Origin of the sequence: Mycobacterium yunnanensis (assembly GCF_025823185.1) — a bacterium.
GTDB classification, from domain to species: Bacteria; Actinomycetota; Actinomycetes; order Mycobacteriales; family Mycobacteriaceae; genus Mycobacterium; species Mycobacterium yunnanensis.
Genome location: NZ_JACKVK010000005.1, coordinates 421920 through 441223 on the forward strand (window position 1 = coordinate 421920; position 19304 = coordinate 441223).

The 19304-nt window shown below is 67.7% G+C and carries 17 protein-coding genes; 7 read left to right on the forward strand and 10 right to left on the reverse strand.

Features of this window, described 5'->3' with window-relative positions:
* Positions 1–55: 55 nt before the first annotated feature.
* Positions 56–940 carry an alpha/beta fold hydrolase gene (locus tag H7K45_RS09290; protein WP_263995494.1) on the forward strand — a complete coding sequence of 295 codons (885 nt, stop codon included), beginning with the start codon at positions 56–58 and terminating at the stop codon, positions 938–940.
* Here H7K45_RS09290 and H7K45_RS09295 read toward each other — a convergent pair.
* Positions 937–1566 carry a L,D-transpeptidase family protein gene (locus tag H7K45_RS09295; protein WP_263995495.1) on the reverse strand — a complete coding sequence of 210 codons (630 nt, stop codon included), beginning with the start codon at positions 1564–1566 and terminating at the stop codon, positions 937–939. The two genes, H7K45_RS09290 and H7K45_RS09295, sit on opposite strands and share 4 nt — an antisense overlap.
* Before the next feature lie 82 nt (positions 1567–1648).
* Between H7K45_RS09295 and H7K45_RS09300 the strand changes: the two genes are divergently transcribed.
* Entirely contained in the window at positions 1649–2608 is a 960-nt protein-coding gene (locus tag H7K45_RS09300; RefSeq protein ID WP_263995496.1) for a dipeptidase, read from the forward strand.
* Positions 2609–2616: 8 nt separating this feature from the next.
* Here the strand turns inward: H7K45_RS09300 and H7K45_RS09305 are convergent, their stop codons facing one another.
* Positions 2617–2826, reverse strand: coding sequence for a hypothetical protein (locus H7K45_RS09305; protein ID WP_263995497.1), 210 nt, complete (start codon positions 2824–2826; stop codon positions 2617–2619).
* Between the two features lie 68 nt (positions 2827–2894).
* Positions 2895–3866: a squalene cyclase gene (locus tag H7K45_RS09310; protein ID WP_263995498.1), complete on the reverse strand. Its 972-nt coding sequence runs from the start codon at positions 3864–3866 to the stop codon at positions 2895–2897.
* 29 nt (positions 3867–3895) lie between these two features.
* Here H7K45_RS09310 and H7K45_RS09315 point away from each other — a divergent pair, with 29 nt between their 5' ends.
* Positions 3896–4090, forward strand: a complete 195-nt coding sequence (locus H7K45_RS09315) for a DUF1737 domain-containing protein (RefSeq protein WP_263995499.1) — start codon at positions 3896–3898, stop codon at positions 4088–4090.
* Positions 4091–4093: 3 nt separating this feature from the next.
* Here the strand turns inward: H7K45_RS09315 and H7K45_RS09320 are convergent, their stop codons facing one another.
* Entirely contained in the window at positions 4094–5746 is a 1653-nt protein-coding gene (locus H7K45_RS09320; RefSeq protein WP_263995500.1) for a peptide chain release factor 3, read from the reverse strand.
* A gap of 217 nt (positions 5747–5963) precedes the next feature.
* On the opposite strand from H7K45_RS09320, the gene efeU reads away from it, so the two are divergent.
* From efeU to H7K45_RS09335, 3 genes are read left to right on the forward strand one after another with little or no spacing between them, the layout of a single operon-like run.
* Entirely contained in the window at positions 5964–7547 is a 1584-nt protein-coding gene (gene efeU / locus H7K45_RS09325; protein WP_263995501.1) for an iron uptake transporter permease EfeU, read from the forward strand.
* On the forward strand, positions 7507–8772 hold the full coding sequence (efeO, locus tag H7K45_RS09330) for an iron uptake system protein EfeO (RefSeq protein ID WP_276069727.1): 1266 nt from the start codon (positions 7507–7509) through the stop codon (positions 8770–8772). Before efeU ends, efeO begins: the two co-directional genes overlap by 41 nt.
* Positions 8769–10064 (forward strand): Dyp-type peroxidase, encoded by a 1296-nt coding sequence (locus H7K45_RS09335; protein ID WP_263995503.1) that lies wholly within the window; start codon positions 8769–8771, stop codon positions 10062–10064. Before efeO ends, H7K45_RS09335 begins: the two co-directional genes overlap by 4 nt.
* A gap of 15 nt (positions 10065–10079) precedes the next feature.
* On the opposite strand, the gene H7K45_RS09340 is transcribed toward H7K45_RS09335, so the two are convergent.
* Positions 10080–11318: a D-arabinono-1,4-lactone oxidase gene (locus H7K45_RS09340; RefSeq protein ID WP_263995504.1), complete on the reverse strand. Its 1239-nt coding sequence runs from the start codon at positions 11316–11318 to the stop codon at positions 10080–10082.
* 212 nt (positions 11319–11530) lie between these two features.
* Here H7K45_RS09340 and H7K45_RS09345 point away from each other — a divergent pair, with 212 nt between their 5' ends.
* The gene (locus tag H7K45_RS09345; protein ID WP_263995505.1) at positions 11531–13081 is read left to right on the forward strand and encodes an APC family permease; all 1551 of its coding nucleotides are present in this window, start codon (positions 11531–11533) and stop codon (positions 13079–13081) included.
* A 75-nt stretch (positions 13082–13156) separates the two neighbouring features.
* Here the strand turns inward: H7K45_RS09345 and H7K45_RS09350 are convergent, their stop codons facing one another.
* The 5 genes from H7K45_RS09350 to H7K45_RS09370 all read right to left on the reverse strand — a co-directional run bounded on the left by H7K45_RS09350 (position 13157) and on the right by H7K45_RS09370 (position 19227).
* Entirely contained in the window at positions 13157–13831 is a 675-nt protein-coding gene (locus H7K45_RS09350) for a GntR family transcriptional regulator (protein ID WP_263995506.1), read from the reverse strand.
* 117 nt (positions 13832–13948) lie between these two features.
* The gene (locus H7K45_RS09355) at positions 13949–15481 is read right to left on the reverse strand and encodes an aldehyde dehydrogenase (NADP(+)) (RefSeq protein WP_263995507.1); all 1533 of its coding nucleotides are present in this window, start codon (positions 15479–15481) and stop codon (positions 13949–13951) included.
* Between the two features lie 108 nt (positions 15482–15589).
* The gene (locus H7K45_RS09360) at positions 15590–16477 is read right to left on the reverse strand and encodes a dihydrodipicolinate synthase family protein (protein WP_263995508.1); all 888 of its coding nucleotides are present in this window, start codon (positions 16475–16477) and stop codon (positions 15590–15592) included.
* Positions 16478–16563: 86 nt separating this feature from the next.
* Positions 16564–18045 carry an aldehyde dehydrogenase family protein gene (locus H7K45_RS09365; RefSeq protein ID WP_263995509.1) on the reverse strand — a complete coding sequence of 494 codons (1482 nt, stop codon included), beginning with the start codon at positions 18043–18045 and terminating at the stop codon, positions 16564–16566.
* Positions 18046–18120: 75 nt separating this feature from the next.
* The gene (locus H7K45_RS09370; RefSeq protein ID WP_263995510.1) at positions 18121–19227 is read right to left on the reverse strand and encodes a mandelate racemase/muconate lactonizing enzyme family protein; all 1107 of its coding nucleotides are present in this window, start codon (positions 19225–19227) and stop codon (positions 18121–18123) included.
* Positions 19228–19304: the final 77 nt, after the last annotated feature.

A 19304-nucleotide genomic window follows, 5' to 3' on the forward strand; every position in this document is an offset into this window, starting at 1 on the left:
CAAGTACGCGTGAGATATTCAACCACATTCGGATCCGACCCGTGAGGAGCGGCACATGGCCGACACCGCCAGACGCACCCGGCCCACCTGGGTTGACGACGACCTGTTTCCCTTCGAGAGTCGCTTCGTCGACGTCGACGGGAACGACGTCCACTACGTCGACGAGGGTTCAGGACCCACTCTGCTTATGCTGCACGGCAATCCGACGTGGTCGTTCTTGTGGCGCGAGGTCATCGCCGAACTGCGACAGGACTTCCGGTGCGTTGCGCTCGACCTTCCTGGCTTCGGACTCTCGACGGCCCGCCCGGGCTACCGCTACCTGCCGGAGGAGCACGCGGAGGTGGTCACCGGCTTCGTGGACGCCATGCGCCTCGGCGACGTGACCCTCGTCGGCCAAGACTGGGGCGGCCCGATCGGTCTGGCCGCCGCGCAGCGCCGACCGGGTGCCTTCGAGCGCCTGGTGCTGGTCAACACCTGGGCGTGGCCGGTCAACGGAACCCTGCACTTCGAAGCCTTCGGGCGCATCGTCGGCGGACTACCCATGCGATTCCTGGTGCGGCGGTTCAACCTTCTGGTCAACGCGTTCATCCCGACCGGTCACCGCAGACGGACGCCGGCCGCGGCCGAGATGACGCACTACCGGCGGGCGTTGGACACCCCCGAGCGACGCCAGGCCTGTGCCGTGCTGCCCGGCCAAGTGCTCGGCAGCCGCGCCTTCCTCGAGGAACTCGAATCGGGCCTCGAACTCCTCGCGGATCTGCCGACCCTGATCATCTGGGGTGACGCCGACTTCGCCTTCCGGGCCCAGGAACGCGCACGTCTCGAAGAGGTCTTCCCCCGACACGAGACCGTCATCGTCGACGGCGCCGGCATCTACGTCGAATCCGATGCGCCAGAAGAGTTCGTCGCCGCGATCCGCGACTGGACACGCAAGCTCTAGCTCGGCGCGCCCGCGCCGACGCCAATGGTGATCTGCGGGTTTGCCGACGGGTCGAGCCACTGCAACACCGACTTCATCTGGTCCCGGTCGACGGCAACGCAACCCCAGGTCGGGTCACCGTCGGTCACGTGCAGGAAGATGCCGGCCGACCGCCCGGGCACGCGCTGCGGGTTGTGGTCGATCACCACCGCGTAGTCGTACATCGGCCCGGAGTCGTAGAGATTCTCGGCGTCCTCGGAGTCGATCTCGGCGGCGTGCACATGGGTGTTGTAGGTGGGTGAGTCGACGTCCTCGTCCCACCAATCCTCGTCCGTCGCTTGGAAGTACGGCATCCGGGTGCCAGGGTTGGGCTTACGCCCGAAGGCCTGGCCCAGGGGGAAGGTTCCCTCCGGAGTGCGGAAGACGTCGTCCTCCGGCTCCCCGACACCCAGCTCGCCCAGGGTCGCCGGGGTGGGTCCGAGCACCCGCTCCCACGTGCCGTTCACGCGTTCGTAAGCACTCAGGGTGCCGGTGTCGGAGCTGGGGGACGGCGCGCTGACGACGATCATCTGGGCCGACGACCCGCTGGGGGCCAAGCCGAGCGTGCGCCTCATCCACGAGCCCACGGTTCGTACCGTTCGCGCCATGCCGTCGACCCTACGCGGACACGGGTCGCGCGAGTGTGGTCGTCAGTCCGGGTGACGGCCGTCTGCGGCATCATCTGTAGCCATGACGCCGCTCCTCTGGGATCAGCACGCCTGCCTTCCCTTGCAGGTGGGCACCGACGTCGAGCCGCTGACCCGCTTTCGGCGTCGCGGCGGTGCCTTCGTCTCCGTCAACGCCGGATACTCACCGCAGTCCTTCGCCGACTCCGTCGCGCTGCTGGAGCACTTCCGCGCGGGCGTCGACGCACACCCGGACCTGGAGCTGGCGTTCGACGTCGACGACGTCGAGCGGATCACCGCCGAGGACCGGATCGCCGTGGCGTTCGACCTGGAGGACTCCGGGCCCGTCGGCGACGACCTGGACAATCTCGCCACACTCGCGGGCCTTGGAGTGCGCACGCTGCTGCCGACCTACAACCACGCCAACCGGGCGGGCTGCGGATGTCTGGACCTCGTGGACACGGGCCTGACCGCGTGGGGCGAGCAGATCGTCGCCGAGATGAACGCCGTCGGCATCGTGCCCGACGGGTCGCACTGCAGCGCCCAGACTGGCCTCGACCTCTGCCGAGTCTCGAAAGGCCCAGTGGTGTACAGCCATTCGTGCATGAAGGCGCTCTGGGACCATCCGCGCAACATCACCGACGACCAGGCGCGCGCCTGCGCGGACACCGGCGGCGTGGTCGCGATCACCGGCGTCGGCATCTTCCTGGGGCCCAACACCCCGACGCTCGAGGCCATGACGAGCCACCTCGAGTACGCCGTCGACCTGGTTGGCGTCGACCACGTCGCCCTCAGCAGCGACTTCTCCTTCGACCACGCCGACTTCAACGACGAGATGCAGCGCAACCCGCAGGCGTTCGACGACAGTTACACCGCCTGGGGACCCATCCAGTGGATGCCGCCGGAGACGGTGCTGACCATCGGCCGCCACCTCACCGACCGTGGTTGGCGGGACGCCGACGTGCGTGCCGTGCTGGGCGGCAACATGCTTCGCGTCGCGAAACGGGCCTGGGTGCGCGGTTGACGCCGCGCCTAGGTCAAGTGCACCCTGCGTCGGTGGACACCGACGTCGAAACGCTTGTGCCCCCACGGTGTCTCGAGGTCGAAGTGGATCGTCTTGGGCTTGCCGGTCAGCGTCGTCTGCACGACGGTGCCGACCGCGCCAGCGGGCACGTCGGGAACGTTGATGCCACCGATGTCGCTGAGCGTGGTGATCCGGTCACCTCTCTTGTAGCGTCGCACAGGTTCCTCCCTCCCCTCGGTCGCCGACATCCATGGTCGACCGGAGGCGGTGTCGACCGCAACTGATTTTAGGGCTGACCGTCCCACCACTCGAGCACCCGAATGCCGAACAGCGTCAACCACTTCGACGATTCACCTGCGGGAACGTCGACGGGAAACCACTGTCGGCCAGGCAGTGTCGGCCCCTGAGTCCACGTGCCGTCGGGCTGGCGGGCGTCGCGGATCAGCGCGATGGCCCCGGCCATCCGTGGATCCGGCGCCGAGCCGTCGACGACGGATCGTCGACGGAAGTAGTCGGCGGCGTTGAGTGCGCTGTAACGCCACCGCGTCGGGTAGGTGAAGTCGCCGACCCACGGCCCCACCGGGTGCCCGTCGGACAGTCGACGCATCAGACCGCGCGTCAGCAGATACTCCTCGCCGGACCGTCGCGCCGCCCGGGTGGCGTCGGTGCCGCCCGTGACGATCTCGTGGTCCAGTAATCCCTTGAGGGCGTTGAGCGTCGAATGGAACGACGATCGCGTCGACCCCTCCACCCATTCGCAATTCCAGCCGCCGTCGGCCAGTTGGTGCTCGACGAACCAGTCGACGACGCCGGTGACGTCCGCACCGAGCCACAGCCCGTTGGACACCGTCCAGGAGTTGATGCAGCAGTCGACCTCGCCACCCCAGTAGGGCAGGTCGTCGTACTCCCAGCGACTGTTGGCGGCCAGCAGGTCCGCGGTGCCCAGCAGCGCCAACGCGTCGACGCCCCACTCCCGCAACGAGTTCAACGTCCACGTCGTGGCCGTCCACGGCTGCCCGGCGCCCTCGGCGGCCTCCGGACCCTCGAAGTCGAAGTCGGCCGGGAAGAAGGCCCCACCGGCCCACTGACCGTCGGGGTCCTGCAGCGCCAGCAGCCGCGCTCCGAAGCCCTCGGTCGCGACCCTGGCCCGGGTGCGCTCCCACGTACCGGGGGGCGCGCGGAGCACGTCCCGCTCGACCTGCCACCGCAGCGCCGGATCGGAGTCCAGAAGCCATGTCGTGGGAAACGTCGCCGTCATGGTCGGAGCCTAGGTGGCACCATCGACGAATGACGGAACCACCGAACGGACTGCCGAGGTACCGGCTGCTCACCGGGCCCGACGACGAGGCGTTCTGCCGCCGTGTCAGCGAAGCCCTCGACCTGGGTTACGAGCTCTACGGAAATCCCGCCATCAGCCTCGACGGCGGCCGGGCCGTCGTGGCCCAAGCCGTCATCTGGCAGCAGACGGTGCGCTACGTCTGACGGTCAGTCGTCACCAGCGGCGACGAGGGACTGCAGCTTGACCGAGGGGTTGTCGCGCTGGAATCCCTCGAGGCGCCACTTCGTGGAGAACAGCACCAGGATCACGCCGTCGGTGCGGGTGAACACCTCGACCGACGGCTGGCGCTGCAGGAATTCGACGTCACCGGGGTCGGCGGCTCGGGCGACGGTGTAGGGGAGGGACTCCAGGGAGATCGGCGCGCTGAGCTCGGTCGCCATCCGGTGCGTCGCGACCTCGAACTGCATGGGCCCGACGGCGGCGAAGACGGGAGCCTGGTCGCCGCGGCGGTCCGAGCGGAGCACCTGGACCACGCCCTCCTGCTCGAGCTGTTCGATGCCCTTGCGGAACTGCTTGTGCTTGCTGGGATCGGTGCCGCGCGCGACCGCGAAGTACTCGGGGGAGAAGCTCGGGATCGGCGGGTACTGCACCGGAATGTCGCGGTAGAGCGTGTCACCGGGACGCAGCACGTTGGCGTTGGCCAGGCCGATGACGTCACCCGGCCACGCCGTGTCCAACGTGGAACGCTGCTGGCCGAACACCGACTGCGCGTACTTGGTGACGAACGGCTTGCCGGTGGTCGCGTGGGTCAGCACCTCGCCACGTTCGAACGTGCCCGAGCAGACCCGTGCATAGGCGATGCGGTCGCGGTGGGCGGAGTCCATCCCGGCCTGCACCTTGAAGACGAAGGCGCTGAAGGGCGCCTCGGCGGGCCGACGGTGGCCCTCGACGTCGAGCTGACCGTGCGGTGACGGGGCGAGCTGCACCAGCACGTCGAGCAGCTGGTTCACCCCGAAGTTCAGAGCCGCCGAAGTGAACAGCAACGGGGTGGTCTCGCAGCCGAGGAAGGTGTCCTGGTCGTAGTCAGACCCGTCGGCGGCCAGCAGCTCCGATTCCTCGACGGCGTTGTCCCAGTCGACGCCGGCCGCGGCATGGGCGTCGGCCGGGGCGATGTGCTCCTCGGGTGCGGCCTTCGCACCGCCCGCGGTGCGGGTGTAGCGAATGAAGTTGCCGGTGCGTCGGTCGAGCACGCCCTTGAAGTCGCCGGCGATGCCCACCGGCCAGGTCAGGGGGGTGGGCCGCAGGCCGATGCGGGACTGGATTTCGTCGAGCAACTCGAGGGCGTCACGGCCCGGCCGGTCCCACTTGTTGATCACGGTGATGATGGGGATGCGTCGCAGTCGGCAGACTTCGAACAGCTTGAGCGTTTGAGGTTCCAGACCCTTCGCCGCGTCGATGAGCATCACCGCGCAGTCGACGGCGGTCAGCACGCGGTACGTGTCCTCGGAGAAGTCGGCGTGGCCGGGGGTGTCGAGGAGGTTGATGACGCAGTCCTGCCCGCTGGGGGCCTGGTACGGGAATTGCAGCGCCGTCGACGTGATGGAGATGCCGCGGGCCTTCTCCATGTCCATCCAGTCCGACACGGTGGCGCGGCGCCCGGACTTGCCGTGGATCGCGCCGGCTTCGCTGATGCGGTTGGCGTGCAGCACCAGCGCCTCGGTCAACGTGGACTTGCCGGCGTCGGGGTGGCTGATCACCGCGAACGTGCGTCGTCGTCGAGCTTCGGCGGTGATGCGGTCCGCGGCGCGGCCCTCGGCGGCCGTCAACGTGCCGGAGGCCGGTGAGGAATTGTCGGTCATTGCACTACCAATGGTATTGGCTGTGGCGCCGAATCGATAAATCGGACGGGCCGCCCGTCGGCATGGACCCGCACGTCAGAGGGGGTTGGCGGCCGTCACCCCTGACCGTTGCCTGGCCGCCCCGTGGCAGTTGCCTGGGCAACCGGCCGCAGCCCTGGTGCCTCGAGGAGCGGTGAGCCTAACCTAACCTCCGGTCTGGCCGGCGAAAGGGAGAGGCGTGCACGGCATCTTCATCGGCACGTTCCTGATCGGCCTGCGCGAAGGGCTCGAAGCCACCCTGATCGTCAGCGTCATCGGCGCATTCCTGACCCGCAACGGCAAGTCGGTGCGACCGATGGTGCTCGGCGTCGCGTCGGCCGTCGCGATCAGCGTCGCCGTCGGTGCGGGCCTCGACGCCCTGTCCGCGTCGCTGCCCCAGCGTCAACAGGAGATGTTGGAGACGGTCATCGGGGCGATCGCCGTGGTCTTCGTGACCACGATGATCCTCTGGATGAACCGCAACGCCTTCCGAATGAAGGGGCAGCTGGAACACGAAGCGGCACAGGCGATCAAGAGTGGCGGGGTTACCGCGCTGGCGCTGATGGCCTTTCTCGCCGTCCTCAAGGAGGGTTTCGAGACGGCGGTCTTTCTGCTGGCGGCGGCCCAGACTGCCCAGGGCAGCCGGTGGTACGCCCTCCTCGGCGGCGTCGCGGGCATCGCCGTCGCCGTCGCGATCGGCGTCGCTCTCTACGCCGGCAGCCTGCGTTTGGATCTGGGCCGCTTCTTCCGCGTGACCGGGGTATTCCTGGTGTTCGTCGCGGCCGGCCTGGTGATGAGCAGCCTGCGCACCGCCCACGAGGCGGGCTGGATCGTGGTGGGGCAAGAGCGCGTCGCCGACCTTTCGACCCTGCTGGGCACCAGGTCGCTGGTGGGCGCGGTGGTGACGGGCATGTTCGGAATCCCGCCCGACCCTCGCCTGATCGAGGTGCTCGGCTGGCTGCTCTACGCCGTCCCGGTGCTGTTCGTCTTCCTGTGGCCGGCGAGGTGGGCGCCCAGCCCGTTGGTCAGGCGCCGGCTGCAGTGGGGCGTCGCCACCGGCCTCGCGATCGTGGCGGCAGCGATGGCTCTGCTCATTCCTGCGGGCGGCACCCCCGCAGCGGGGACGACGAGAACCGCGAGGACCGCGGGAGGTGACGACGTGACGGTCACGGTGCGTGCAGACGGCGCCGCCCGCGTGCTCACCGCTGACCGGCAGGGACAGCAGATCTCGCTCGACGCCGCGGGAGGCCAGACGGTCGACGGCATTCGACTCGACGTGTGGCAGACCCGCGTGCCGGCTGACCCCGGTGTCACGACGACGCCGATCGACCTGGCGCAGTTGAGGAATCTGACCGGCGGGCGCCTGCCGGTCGGCCTCGGCACCGCACGCACCCCTGGACCGTTCGACGCGCGGTGGAGCGCCAGCACCGTCTACACGGTGCTGGCACGAGGCGACGACGTCGTCTCGGCGCAACGGACCAGCAGCAGGATCGCCACCCTCAGCGGCGGAGGCCTGACGGGCTCCAAGACGGTCAGCGTCGGTGCGCTGGCGCAGGACTGGGCGACGAGCCCCGCCGACGATCAGGCCCGCATCGCCGCCATCGCCCAATCCACCCAGGACCGAAGCGAGCGGACGCTCTGGACACGTTGGCTGCCAACGGTATTCGCCGCCACAGCCGTCCTCGTCGGTCTGGCCGCCATCCGAACCACCCGCAGGACCAACGAAAGGGAACGACGACAGCATGGTGAATCACCGACGCGTGACGAGATCAGCGTGGCTTAGGGGCCGTTGGGCGGCGCCGGCCGTGGTCGCCGCGACCGCACTGGCGCTGAGCGCCTGCGGATCGTCCGGCGACACGGCGACGAGCACGCCGGGCACGGGCGGCGCCAAGACAGCCAACGGTGTCCCGACAGTCGACGTCACGCTGGCCGACGACTCTGGCAAGGACGCGTGTTCGGTGGACACCACCACGGTGCCCGCCGGACCGGTCACGTTCACGGTGACCAATTCCAGCGCACCCGGCGTCACCGAGATGGAACTGCTGAAGGATCAACGCATCGTCGGCGAGAAGGAGAACCTGGCCCCCGGACTGGATCCCGTCTCCTTCACCGTCACCCTCGACGGTGGCAAGTACCAAATCTATTGCCCCGGTGCGGCATCGGAGTACCAGGACCTGTCCGTCACCGGTCAGTCCGCGGCCGCGCCGACCGGTACCGTGCCGACGATCCTGGGACAGGGCACCAAGGACTACTCGGCGTACGTCGTCGACCAGGTGAACCAGCTGAACACGGGGGTCAAGGCCCTCGACGTGGCCGTGCAGGCGGGCAACCTCGCCGACGCGAAGACGGCCTACGCGAAGGCCCGGCCGTTCTACGAGCGCGCGGAGTCGAGCGTCGAGGGGTTCGTGCTGCCAGGCTTCGCCGTCGACGACAACGCAGGCAACCTCGACTACCTGATCGACATGCGCGAGTCGACGCCGGTCGACGCCAAGGTGGGCTGGAAGGGCTTCCACGCCATCGAGCGAGACCTGTGGCAGGGCGGTGCGATCACCCCGGCGACCAAGGCCCTCAGCAGCGAATTGGTGGGCAACGTCGGACATCTGGTCACCGTGGTCGCGCCGTTGCAATACAAACCGGAGGATCTCGCGAACGGAGCGGCCGACCTGATCGAAGAGGTGCAGAACACCAAGATCACCGGCGAGGAGGAGGCCTTCAGTCACATCGACCTGGTCGACTTCGCCGGCAACGTCGAAGGCGCGCAACAGGCCTACGCGTCGCTACGCCCGGGGTTGCAAAAGATCGACCCCGCGCTAACCACCACCTTGGACCAGCAATTCCAGACCGTGCTCACCACCCTCGACGGCTACCGCGACGGCACAGCGCCGGGAGGCTACCGGGTGTGGACGGCGGCGTTGCGCGGCACCGACGCACCGAAGTTGACCGCGGTGATCCAACCGCTGCACGACAGCCTGGCCACGGTGGCGCAAAAGGTGGTGTCGGCGAGTTGACGACCCCCGGCGAGTCGACGGGGATCAACGAGCCCAAGGGGGTGTCGCGTCGTGGATTGCTCTCTGGCGCATTGGTTGCCGGTCTCGGCGGTGCGGTCGTCGGGGCAGCCGGCGGCGGGACGGCGGCGTGGACGATGGCCTCGTCCCGGGCTGCGACGGCCGACGACGTGGACGGGGTCGACCTCGACCGCAGCCACCCCTTCTACGGGACCGGCCGCCAGGGCGGCATCTCCACCGAACCGCAGCGGCACACCGTCTTCATGACGTTCCGGCTCGCGGAGGCGGCCTCGTCGACGTCCGTGCAGACCCTGTTGGCGCGTTGGTCGGCGGCGGCGGCGGTGATGCAGGACGGCCGACCGGTCGGCACCGTGCAACCCGAGGACGACGTGGCGCCGCCCGTCGACACCGGCGAAGCGTTCGGGCTGAGCCCGGCCAGCCTGACGGTGACGATCGGCCTGGGGCCTGCGCTGTTCGACGGACGCTTCGGCCTGGCCGCGCACAAGCCGGCTGCCTTCACCGACCTTCCCACGCTCAACGGTGACGTGCTCGACCCGAACTTCACCGGCGGCGAGTTGTCCGTCCAAGCCTGCGCGGACGATCCCCAGGTCTGCTATCACGCGGTGCGCAACCTGGCCCGCCTGGGCCGTAGCACGGTCTCGCCGTTCTGGGCGGTGTTGGGGTTCGGTCGGGCATCGGCCGGGACGGGTCAGGAGACACCGCGAAACCTGTTGGGCTTCAAGGACGGGACGCGCAACGTCGAGACCGACGAGCAGTACGACGAGTTCGTCTGGATCATGAACGGCGACCAGCCCTGGATGGAGGGCGGCACCTATCAGGTGGTGCGCAAGATCCGGATGCTGCTCGAGACGTGGGACACCGACCGCGTCGGCAACCAACAGCAGATCATCGGCCGCCACAAGGAGGAGGGCTCTCCGCTGTCGGGCCGACGTGAGAAGGACACGCCTGACTTCGCCCTCAAGTCGGCGACCGGTGATCCGGTGATCGACCCGCTCTCACACGTCGCGCTCGCCGCGCGCGAGAACAACGACGGCGTGATGATCAAGCGCCGCGGCTACAACTACACCGACGGACTCGACCCGAACGGCGAATTGAACGCCGGCCTGCTGTTCATCTCGTACCAGAACGACCCGCAGCACTTCATCCGACTGCAGAACCGGCTGGGCGGCCACGACTTGCTCAACGAATACATCCGCCACGTCGGGTCGGCGATCTTCGCCGTCCCGCCCGCCCCGGAACGGGGCCACTACGTGGCGCAGGGTTTGTTCGAATGAATAGTGCTCGTCGCGTCAGCCGAACAGTTCGCGAAGATGCGGGTTCAGGAAGATCCCGTGGGGATCGAACTGGCGTCGAATGTCTTGGAAGAGTTCATATTTGGGGTACAGTGCCTCGACCCGATCCCTGGTGAGGAAGTGGACTTTGCCCCAGTGGGGACGTGCGTCGAACTGCTGCAGTTCGCGGTCGAGGTCGCGCAGAAACGGTTCGTACGTGGTGCCCGGCTTGCCCGACACCGACACCGAGACCGTGTCGCGGTGGTACTGCGCCGACAGCAGCGCCTCGTCGGCTCGTTGCCAACGGATCTGCACCGGGCTGATCTGATCGGTGTGGCGGGTCGACATCAGGTCGCGCACCACGTCCAGCGCAGCCCGTCCGTGCTCGGCAGGAACCATGTACTCCAGCTCGTGAAAGCGCGCATCGGTCGTGGCGTCGGGATAGATGAGGTGTGCCCGACCGGTCCGGGAGCCGGGTTCGCCCTCGACGTCGGCGGCGGTGGCTAGCTCCTCGGTGAGCAGCTTGACGACGCAGTGGTCGGGCGGCAGGTGACCCAGGTCGTACATCTCGGAGGACCCCTCTGCCGGGAGCCACCAGAAGGAGAAGTGTCGGTAGTCGGCCAGAAACGAGTCCCAGCGCGCCTCGACTTCGGAAAATGGCAGTACTGCGTTCTGTTCACGCAGCTTGTACGCCGGAACGCACTGCAACGTCAGGCCGAGGAACACCCCGAGCATGCCCACCGACACCTGTGCGGCATGCAGCAGGTCGGGTTGGTCCTCGGTAATGGTGACGATCTCGCCGAGTCCGTTGACCAGGCGTACGTTTCGCACGGTCGACGACAGGCTGCCGAACAGCGGGCCGGAGCCCTTCGTGCCCGTCGCGATCGACCCCGAGATGGTCTGGGCATCGACGTCGCCCTGGTTGGCCAACGACAATCCGTGATCCCACAGGGGCGCCCCCACGTCAGCCAAGCGGGTTCCCGAGCGCACCGTCGCGCGGCCCTTGGAGTCGACACTGCTCACCCCTGACAGCGCCGAGACGTCGACCAGCGTGTGATCGGTCTGCACGATGGGAGTGAAGGAATGACCGCTTCCGGTCACGCGAAGCCCCTGTCGGGCACGCGATGCCGCGGCAACCGCCGCGACGACGTCGTCATCGGTGGTCGCAGTCACCGACTCGGCGAAATCGAACTCCTGGTTTCCGCCCCAGTTCTCCCAGTGGTGCACGGGGGCCGAGATGTCGGTCTGCTGGCTCATGAGAACCCTCCACTAGTGTCACTTGTCAGTGCCATGTTACATGTCACGGGTCACCGGTCCGAGCCGCGGCGCGGGTCAGTCGTTCCGCTCGTTCGGGTGACGTCGCGCCCGTTGCGTTGACACGAGCCGCCGTCAGTCGCATAGTAACCGGTAAGATATTACCGGTTGCCGGTTAGGTGGCAGCGGTCCGCATCGACAGAAAGTGCAGGGACATGCCCGGCTACGACCACCACGCAGATGATGAGCTTCTCGCCAAGCTCGGATACCGACAGGAGCTCACGCGCTCGCTGGGCCAGTTCTCCACCTTCGCCACCGGATTCGCCTTCATCTCGATTCTCACCGGAATGTTCCTGCTGTTCGGGTTCACCTATTCCAGCGGCGGGCCGGCGTCCTTCTGGGCGTGGATCGTCGCTCTGGGCGGGCAAATGCTCTTCGCACTGGTCTTCGCCGAACTGGCCGTCAAGTACCCGTTGACCGGGTCGGTCTACAACTGGGCCAAACACATCACCAAGCCGGCGGTCGCCTGGATGGCGGGCTCGTCGATGATCCTGGCCCTGGTGGTCTCCACCGCGGCGGTGGCCTTGGCAATGCAGGCGATCCTGCCGAGCATCTCCCCCGTCTTCTGGATCTACGGCGACGGCACCGGACCCAATGACGCCAGTGTCAACTCCGTCATCCTCGGTGCCCTGATGCTGGTGGGCACGACCATCGTGCTGCTGTGTGGCACCAAGGTGCGCGCGATGGTCAACAACATCGGGGTCACGGTCGAACTGGTGGCCGCGTTGGCGTTGATGGTTCTGCTGCTGGTTCACGCCCAGCGCGGACCGTCGGTGGTCATGCAAACCAACCACACCGAAAGTAGCTACAGCTCAGGCTATCTCGGCGCGCTGATGCTGTGCTTGTTGCTGGGCCTCTACGTCATGTGGGGTTTCGACTCGGCAACGTCGCTGAGCGAGGAGACCATCAATCCCCGCAAGAACGGCCCCAAGGCCATCATCCGCGCCCTGCTGGCCTCCGGCGTCTTCGGCGCCTTCCTCATCTTGCTCGCGGTGATGGCGGTAAAGGACCTGAGCTCCGAGGACATCGCCTCCGGCGGCCTGACCTACATCGTCAAGAGCACCCTGGGGGACACGGTCGGCGACGTCTTCCTGGTGTGCGGCGCCTTCGCGGTGTTCGTCTGCGGCATGGCCAACCAGACCGGCGCCGTCAACCTGATGTTCGCCATGGCCCGCGACAACGCGTTCCCGGGGTCGAGGTACGTGTCGAAGGTCAGCGAGCGCATCAAGGTTGCGGTGGTGCCAACGGTGATGGTCGGCGTGCTTGCCGTGGGGATCCTGCTGGTCAACATGGGTCAACCGCAGATCTTCCTGGTCGTCAGCGGCTGCACCATCATCCTGGCGCTGGTGTCCTACCTGTTGGTGGTGGCCCCGTTCGCGATGCTGCGGGTCACGGGCCGCTGGGCCCGCCCGGAGAAGGGCTACTTCACCCTCGGCAAGCTGGGCCCGGTGATCGCGGTACTGGCCGTGGTGTGGGCGGTGGTGATGATCGTCAACATCGCCTGGCCGCGTCCGGTGGTCTACAACCCAGCCGAACCGTTCCACTTCTACCTGCAGTGGGGCGGGGTGCTCGCACCGGCGATCATGCTCGGCCTCGCGTTCGCGGTGTATCTCACGCGTCGCGGCAAGCTCGGTGTGCTCGCCGAACACGCCGCACCCGTCGCGGCCTCGAGCTCCGACGGCCGCGCCGAGCGGGCCATGAGCTAGGCACACGCCACGAAACCCCCCGAACCCTTTGGGTGCGGGGGGTTTTCGTCTTCGGTTCGGGACGCCGCGCCGCCGTCATCGGGGTGCGACGAAGCCCGGGTCTGCCCAGTCGCCGCGGATGTGACGCAGATGGTGCTGCATGAGATCGCGGACTTCGTCGGGCCGATCGGCGACGATCGCGTCCAGGATGGGGAGGTGCTCTTCGGCTGAGGCGACCAACGTGCCGTTGTCGGAGAGGTTCTTCAGCCCATAGAGGCGGGTGTTGTCGCGCAGCCCGTCGATCGCGTGCACGAGGCGGTGGTTGTTGCCGAACGCCAGCAGCCCCAGATGGAATCGGCGGTCGGCGTCGAGGTAGTCGATCAGGTCACCGCGGCGTGCCGCGGCGACGATCTCCTCGGCGATCCCTCGGTACGTCTCGTAGTCGTCGGCGATCTCCTGGCGGCCGGCGAGTGCGGCGGTCGCGGGGATCTCGAGCAGGGTGCGCATCTCGTAGATTTCACGCCGGTCGTCGTCGTCGAGGGGCAGTACTCGAAAGCCGCGGTTGCGGACGGCTTCCATCAGCCCCTGGTTGACCAAGGTCAGCATGGCCTCGCGCACCGGGCTCGCCGACACGCCAAGCTGATTGGCCAGGGCGGTGGCCGAGTAGATCTCACCAGGTGCCAGTTCGCCCGACACCATTCCCTCTCGAATCACGCGTAATGCCTGGTCCCGCAAACTGGGTTGCTTGAGGCTGGCGGTCGTGCTCAACATGGCGATCCTCCCTCGGCGCTGCGGGCAAACCCGTCGATGCAACGCGCTAGGTAGCATGTTACATCTGACCGGATGGGGAGCCCGTGTAGAGCCGGTGCGGCGAGGTCGCGGTCCTGCCTACCTGGTCCCGGTGTCGGTGTCCGCAAGCTGCAGGACGCCGTCGACCCGCCGGGCAACGGGGCAGGGACCGTCCCGAAGTTCGTCGGGCAACAGGTCGGTGGGCACGTTCTGGTAGGTGACCGGGCGCAGAAACCGGCGGATGGCCGTCGCACCGACCGAGGTGTGTGCCGCGTTGGTCGCCGGCCACGGACCGCCGTGAGTTTGCGCCCACGACACCGCTACTCCGGTGGGGAAGCCGCCGAACAGAACGCGGCCGGCGTGCGCGGTCGCCAGCGCCAGCAGTCCGGCGTTGTCGTCGTCGTCGGTGCTGTGCACGGTGACGGTGAGCGAATCCGGGAGACGCTGCAGCAGTTGGGCCGCCGACGCGTCGAGCTCTGCGGCCCGATACCGCGCGATGACCGCCACCGGTCCGAACGTCTCGTGAATCATCGCCTCGGACAGGTCGTCTAGGTCCACCTCGACCAACTTCGCGGTGACGTGGTAACCGGGTCCGGTGGCGAGAGGGGCTGTGTAGCTGGTCATTTCGCGATGCTGGGCGTAGTCGGAGACTGAGAGCTGATAAGCGTCGCGGATCCCTTCGCTGAGCAGCACGTGATCGGTGCTGTGGGCCAGAGCGCTGCACGCAGCGTCGACGACGGCGGTGCCGTCCTCGTCGTCGGGAACCAGGACGAACCCTGGCTTGGTGCACAGTTGGCCCGAACCCAGGGTGAACGACGCCACTAGACCCGCGCCGATTTCGGCGCCCCGGTTGCGCGCCGCCGACGGGGTGACGATGACGGGGTTCAGGCTCGAGAGCTCGCCAAAGAACGGGATCGGGTCGGGCCGGCCAGAGATGACGTCCAGCAACGCCTTCCCTCCGCCGACAGAGCCGGTGAACCCGACCGCCGTGACCGCCGGGTCGGCGACTAGAGCCGCGCCAGCGGCGAGCCCGTACACGACGCCGATCGAGCCTTCGGGAGCGCCGCCGTCGCGCAGGGCGTCGGCGAGTATCTGGTAGGAGATGTCAGACGTATGGGGATGTGAGGCGTGCGCCTTGACGATGACCGGGTTGCCGGCGGCCAACGCGGACGCGGTGTCGCCGCCCAAGACGGAGAAGGCGAACGGGAAATTGCTGGCGCCGAACACCGCGATCGGGCCCAGGGGGATGAGCCAGCGACGCAAATCCGGCCGCGGACCCATCGGGGTGTCGGCGGCGTGGTCGACGATCGCTTCGAGGTAGGCACCGTCGCGGACCACCTCGGCGAAGAACCGGAACTGGAAGGCCGCGCGGGTGGCCTCGCCACCCAGTTTCATTGCGGTGAAACCGGTTTCGCGGACGGCGATGTCGACCAGTCGATCGCGGTGAGCGTCGATGCCGTCGGCGATGCGCTCGAGCAAGTCGGCGCGATCGTGGCGGGATAGCGCCGCCAGTGCCGGGGCCACGACGGCGGCGCGCTCGCAGAGTCGCCGCACCTCGGCGTCGGTGGTGTCTTCGGCGGGGACCTCGAGCGCCTCGCCAGTGCGGGGGTTGACGGCTGGCGTGGTGGGCACGGTCGGGACGTCCTAACGGTGGTGGGAGAGGAGGCGGTGTCGCCGACGACCGCGCTCCCCGGTGGCGGGGAGCGCGGGCATCGGGATCTCGTACGTGGGTGAGCGTCGTCAGAGTGTGGCGGCCAGCGCCTGTTCGACGTCCTTGACGACCTGCTCCCGCACGTCGTCGGGCAGCGGGCCGCGCGGAGCGCGGCAGGGGCCGCCGTAGCCGCCGGCGACGTCCTGGGCCAGTTTGATGGCCTGTACGAACTGGTGGGTGGTGTCCCAGAAGAACGCGGCCTGCAGGTGCGCGTAGAGGGCCCGGCCCTTCTCGACCTGACCGGTGGTGCCGTACTCGTAGATCTTCGCGCACTGCTGCGGCAAGGCATTGGAGAACCCGCCGATCCAGCCAACCGCGCCGAGCAGGGTGGCCTCGAAGACGTTGTCGTCGGCGCCCGAGAGCACGTCGATCTGTGGGGCCAGCCGCTGGATGGACGTGATCCGCCTGATGTCGCCGGAGAATTCCTTGACCGCAACCACCTGGTCGATCTCGGCGACCCGGGACAGCAGTTCGGCGGTCAGATCGATGCGGGTGTCGAACGGGTTGTTGTAGGCCACGATCGGCAGACCGGCCTTGGCGACCTCGCGGTAGTGGGCGACAACCTCGTCGTCGCTGGCACGGTAGGAGTTCGGCGGCAGAGCCAGCACGGCGTCTGCGCCGGCGGCCTGCGCCTGCTCGGTCCACCGCAGCGACTCCGCCGATCCGTAGGCGCCCACCCCGGGAATGACGCTGAAACCTTCCGGCGCCGCCTCGACGGCGGCCTCGACGACCCGAGCCCGCTCCTTCGCGGTGAGGACCTGGTACTCGCCCAGCGACCCGTTCGGGGTGATGCCGTCGACGCCGTTGTCGGCGAGGTAACGCACGTGCTGCTGAAAACGGTCGTAGTCGACCGACAGATCATCGGTGAACGGCAACGTGGAGGCGACGACGATTCCGTGCCAGGGCTTCTGAGTCATGACGGTACTTCCTACTGAGGCAGGTGGATCTGGATAGTACCGATAGCCTATCACCGGTAATCGGTAATATTCTACTCTCAGCGGTCTCAGCGAAGCGTGATCCAAATGGTCTTCAGCTCGGTGTACTGGTCGAACGCCTCCAAACCCTTGTCATGCCCGCCGAAGCCGGAGATGCCAAACCCCCCAAACGGCGTGGAGATGTCGCCTTCGCTGAATCCGTTGACTGCCACGGTGCCGGCCCTCACGGCCTTGGCGACGCGCAACGCGGTGTTGATGTCGCGGGTCCAAATGTTCGCGGCCAGCCCGTACGCGGTGTCGTTGGCCAACGCAATCGCGTCGTCCTCGGTGTCGAAACCCACCACGGCGACGACCGGGCCGAAGATCTCCTCACGAACGACGGCGGCCTGCGGGTCGACCTCGTCGACGACCGCCGGGGACACGTAGTTTCCGCCCGTCTCCTCGAGGATGGATTCGCCGCCGTGAACGGTCGCCCCGTTCGTGCGGGCTCCGTCGAGGAAGCGGAGCACGCGCTCCTTGGCGCTGGGTTCGATCAGCGGGCCGATCTCGGTGCCGACGTCGGCGGGGTCGCCGACGACGCGGGCCTGCGCCAGCCCGACCATGTGCTCGACGAAGTCCTTCTTGATCGAGTTGTGCACGAGTATGCGTGACCCCGCCGAGCAGTTCTGCCCGCCATTCCAGAAGGCAGCCCCGGCAAGGTCTTCGGCGACCTGCGCGAGTTCGTCGGCCATGTCGGCGAACACGATCTGCGGGCTCTTGCCGCCCATCTCGAGGGCAACCTGCTTGAGGTTGCTGTCGGCGGCGTACTTCAGGAACATCCGGCCAACCTCTGTGGATCCGGTGAAACTCACGACGTCGACGTCGGGGTGCAGGCCGAGGGCCTTGCCGGTGACGTGTCCAAGACCGGGCAGAACGTTGAATACACCGGCGGGGATGCCAGCTTCGGTGGCGAGCTCGGCGTAGCGCAGCGCGCTGAGCGGAGACAGTTCGGCGGGTTTGACGATGACCGAGTTGCCGGCGGCCAGAGCGGGACCGATCTTCCACGACAGCGTGTTCGACGGGAAGTTCCAGGGCACCACCACGGCAACGACACCGGCGGGCTCGCGGACGACCAGCCCCACGTTGTCGGTGCCGGTCGGGGACACCTTGCCGAACACCTTGTCGACGGCCTCGGCGTACCAGCGGATGGTCAACACGACATCGGGCAGGTCGCCGTCGATGCAGTCGCTGATCGGTTTGCCGGCGTCGACGGAGTCGATGTGGGCGAGCTCCTCGGCGTGCTGTTCGACGAGGTCGGCGAATCGCAGCAGCACGGCCTTGCGGTCGGCTGGTGCGATGCGGCTCCAGTGGCCGGCGTCGAAGGCGCGCCGCGCCGCGGCGACGGCGGTGTCGACGTCCTGTGCGGTGCAGGCCGCCACCTCGTTCAGGACCTCGTTGGTCGCCGGTGAGATGTTGGCGAATGTCGACCCGTCAGACGCGTCGACGAAGGCGCCGTCGATGTAGGCCTGCGTCTTCACGGTGTCGGGAAGGACGATCGATGCCGCGGTCATGTTGTGCTCCTTGCATTTTCGGCGTGTTACGGGTGTGCGGGGGTCCGGTCCGACAGCGCGATCGGGTCCCGGTGATCAGGTTCCGGTGGTGAAGATCGGCGCCGACAGCGCCGTCGGGTCGACCTGGATTCCGAGGCCCGGCGCCGTGGGCGCCGAGCCGCGTCCGTTGCGTGAGCGCGGCGAGTATCCGGCGACGTGCCCGTCGGTCCAATCGTTGAAGAATGACGCCGTCAACAGGTTCTCGGGGCGTGTGCTGGCGGCGAGGTGGCTCACCGCGGCGGTGATGACGTCCCCGCCCCACGTGTCCTCGACTGAGATCATCATGTTGAGGTCCTGCAGCAGGTCGCGCATGCGGGCGGCCTTGGTGAGACCGCCGACACGGCTGAGCTTGAGGTTGACTCCCATCGCGCCGGCCGCGTGTTTGGCGTCGAACACGTGCTCGGTGTCGGTGATCGACTCGTCGAGCACCAGAGGTACGCGACAGTTCCGGTGCGCGATGATCGAGTCGGCGGTGGTGCGGCACGGCTGTTCGACGTAGACGGGCAAATCTTCCATGCCCCGCATGGCGAGCTGGCCGTCGAGGATGTTCCAGCCCCCGTTGGAGTCGGCGATGATCACCGCCTCTCCGCCGCCGGCCTCGGCGCATGCCCGCGCGCGGGCAATGTCGTCGTCGGGCCGGTTGCCGACCTTGAGCTGAAACTGCGTGATACCAGCCTTTCGGCGGGCAGTGACGAAGTCGGCCATGCTCTGTGGGCTGCCCAGCGGTACGGCCTCGTAAATCGGAAAGTCCTCCTGCAGGACCCCACCCAGCAGGGCGGCGATCGGCATGCCGGCGTGTTGACCCAGCAGATCCCAGCACGCGATGTCGAGGGCACTCTTGGCAAAACCCTGCCCCAGGGCGATGCCGTCCAGGAGCCGGTGCACGGACGAGAGATTCGTCGGATCCGCCCCGATCACCCCGGGCAGGAGCTGGGTGAGCGCAGCCCGGATGACCTCGGGCGAGGTGGGTAGGTAGGTCGACCCCAGCGGGGTGACTTCCCCCCAGCCGTCGGCCCCCTCGTCGGTGCGCAACCGAACCAGCGTGCCGACCTGCGCCACTGCCGCACGTCCCCCGGACATGACGTATTCGCCGTGGCTGTAGTTCAGGCGGTAATCGAAGACGTTGGCTTCGACGATCTTCATTGGGTGCGTGCTCCACTCTCTGGGCAATGGCCTTAGTAAAATATTACCGGTCACCGTTTACTGTATAGGTGGTGGTT

What these genes read in the sequence shown, in the direction of transcription:
- H7K45_RS09365 (WP_263995509.1), bottom strand. Translation starts at nt 18,045, where the DNA reads ATGACCGCGGCATCGATCGTCCTTCCCGACACCGTGAAGACGCAGGCC.
- H7K45_RS09300 (WP_263995496.1), top strand. Translation starts at nt 1,649, where the DNA reads ATGACGCCGCTCCTCTGGGATCAGCACGCCTGCCTTCCCTTGCAGGTG.
- H7K45_RS09320 (WP_263995500.1), bottom strand. Translation starts at nt 5,746, where the DNA reads ATGACCGACAATTCCTCACCGGCCTCCGGCACGTTGACGGCCGCCGAG.
- H7K45_RS09350 (WP_263995506.1), bottom strand. Translation starts at nt 13,831, where the DNA reads ATGTTGAGCACGACCGCCAGCCTCAAGCAACCCAGTTTGCGGGACCAG.
- efeO (WP_276069727.1), top strand. Translation starts at nt 7,507, where the DNA reads ATGGTGAATCACCGACGCGTGACGAGATCAGCGTGGCTTAGGGGCCGT.
- H7K45_RS09340 (WP_263995504.1), bottom strand. Translation starts at nt 11,318, where the DNA reads ATGAGCCAGCAGACCGACATCTCGGCCCCCGTGCACCACTGGGAGAAC.
- H7K45_RS09310 (WP_263995498.1), bottom strand. Translation starts at nt 3,866, where the DNA reads ATGACGGCGACGTTTCCCACGACATGGCTTCTGGACTCCGATCCGGCG.
- H7K45_RS09360 (WP_263995508.1), bottom strand. Translation starts at nt 16,477, where the DNA reads ATGACTCAGAAGCCCTGGCACGGAATCGTCGTCGCCTCCACGTTGCCG.
- H7K45_RS09345 (WP_263995505.1), top strand. Translation starts at nt 11,531, where the DNA reads ATGCCCGGCTACGACCACCACGCAGATGATGAGCTTCTCGCCAAGCTC.
- H7K45_RS09290 (WP_263995494.1), top strand. Translation starts at nt 56, where the DNA reads ATGGCCGACACCGCCAGACGCACCCGGCCCACCTGGGTTGACGACGAC.
- H7K45_RS09295 (WP_263995495.1), bottom strand. Translation starts at nt 1,566, where the DNA reads ATGGCGCGAACGGTACGAACCGTGGGCTCGTGGATGAGGCGCACGCTC.
- H7K45_RS09315 (WP_263995499.1), top strand. Translation starts at nt 3,896, where the DNA reads ATGACGGAACCACCGAACGGACTGCCGAGGTACCGGCTGCTCACCGGG.
- H7K45_RS09370 (WP_263995510.1), bottom strand. Translation starts at nt 19,227, where the DNA reads ATGAAGATCGTCGAAGCCAACGTCTTCGATTACCGCCTGAACTACAGC.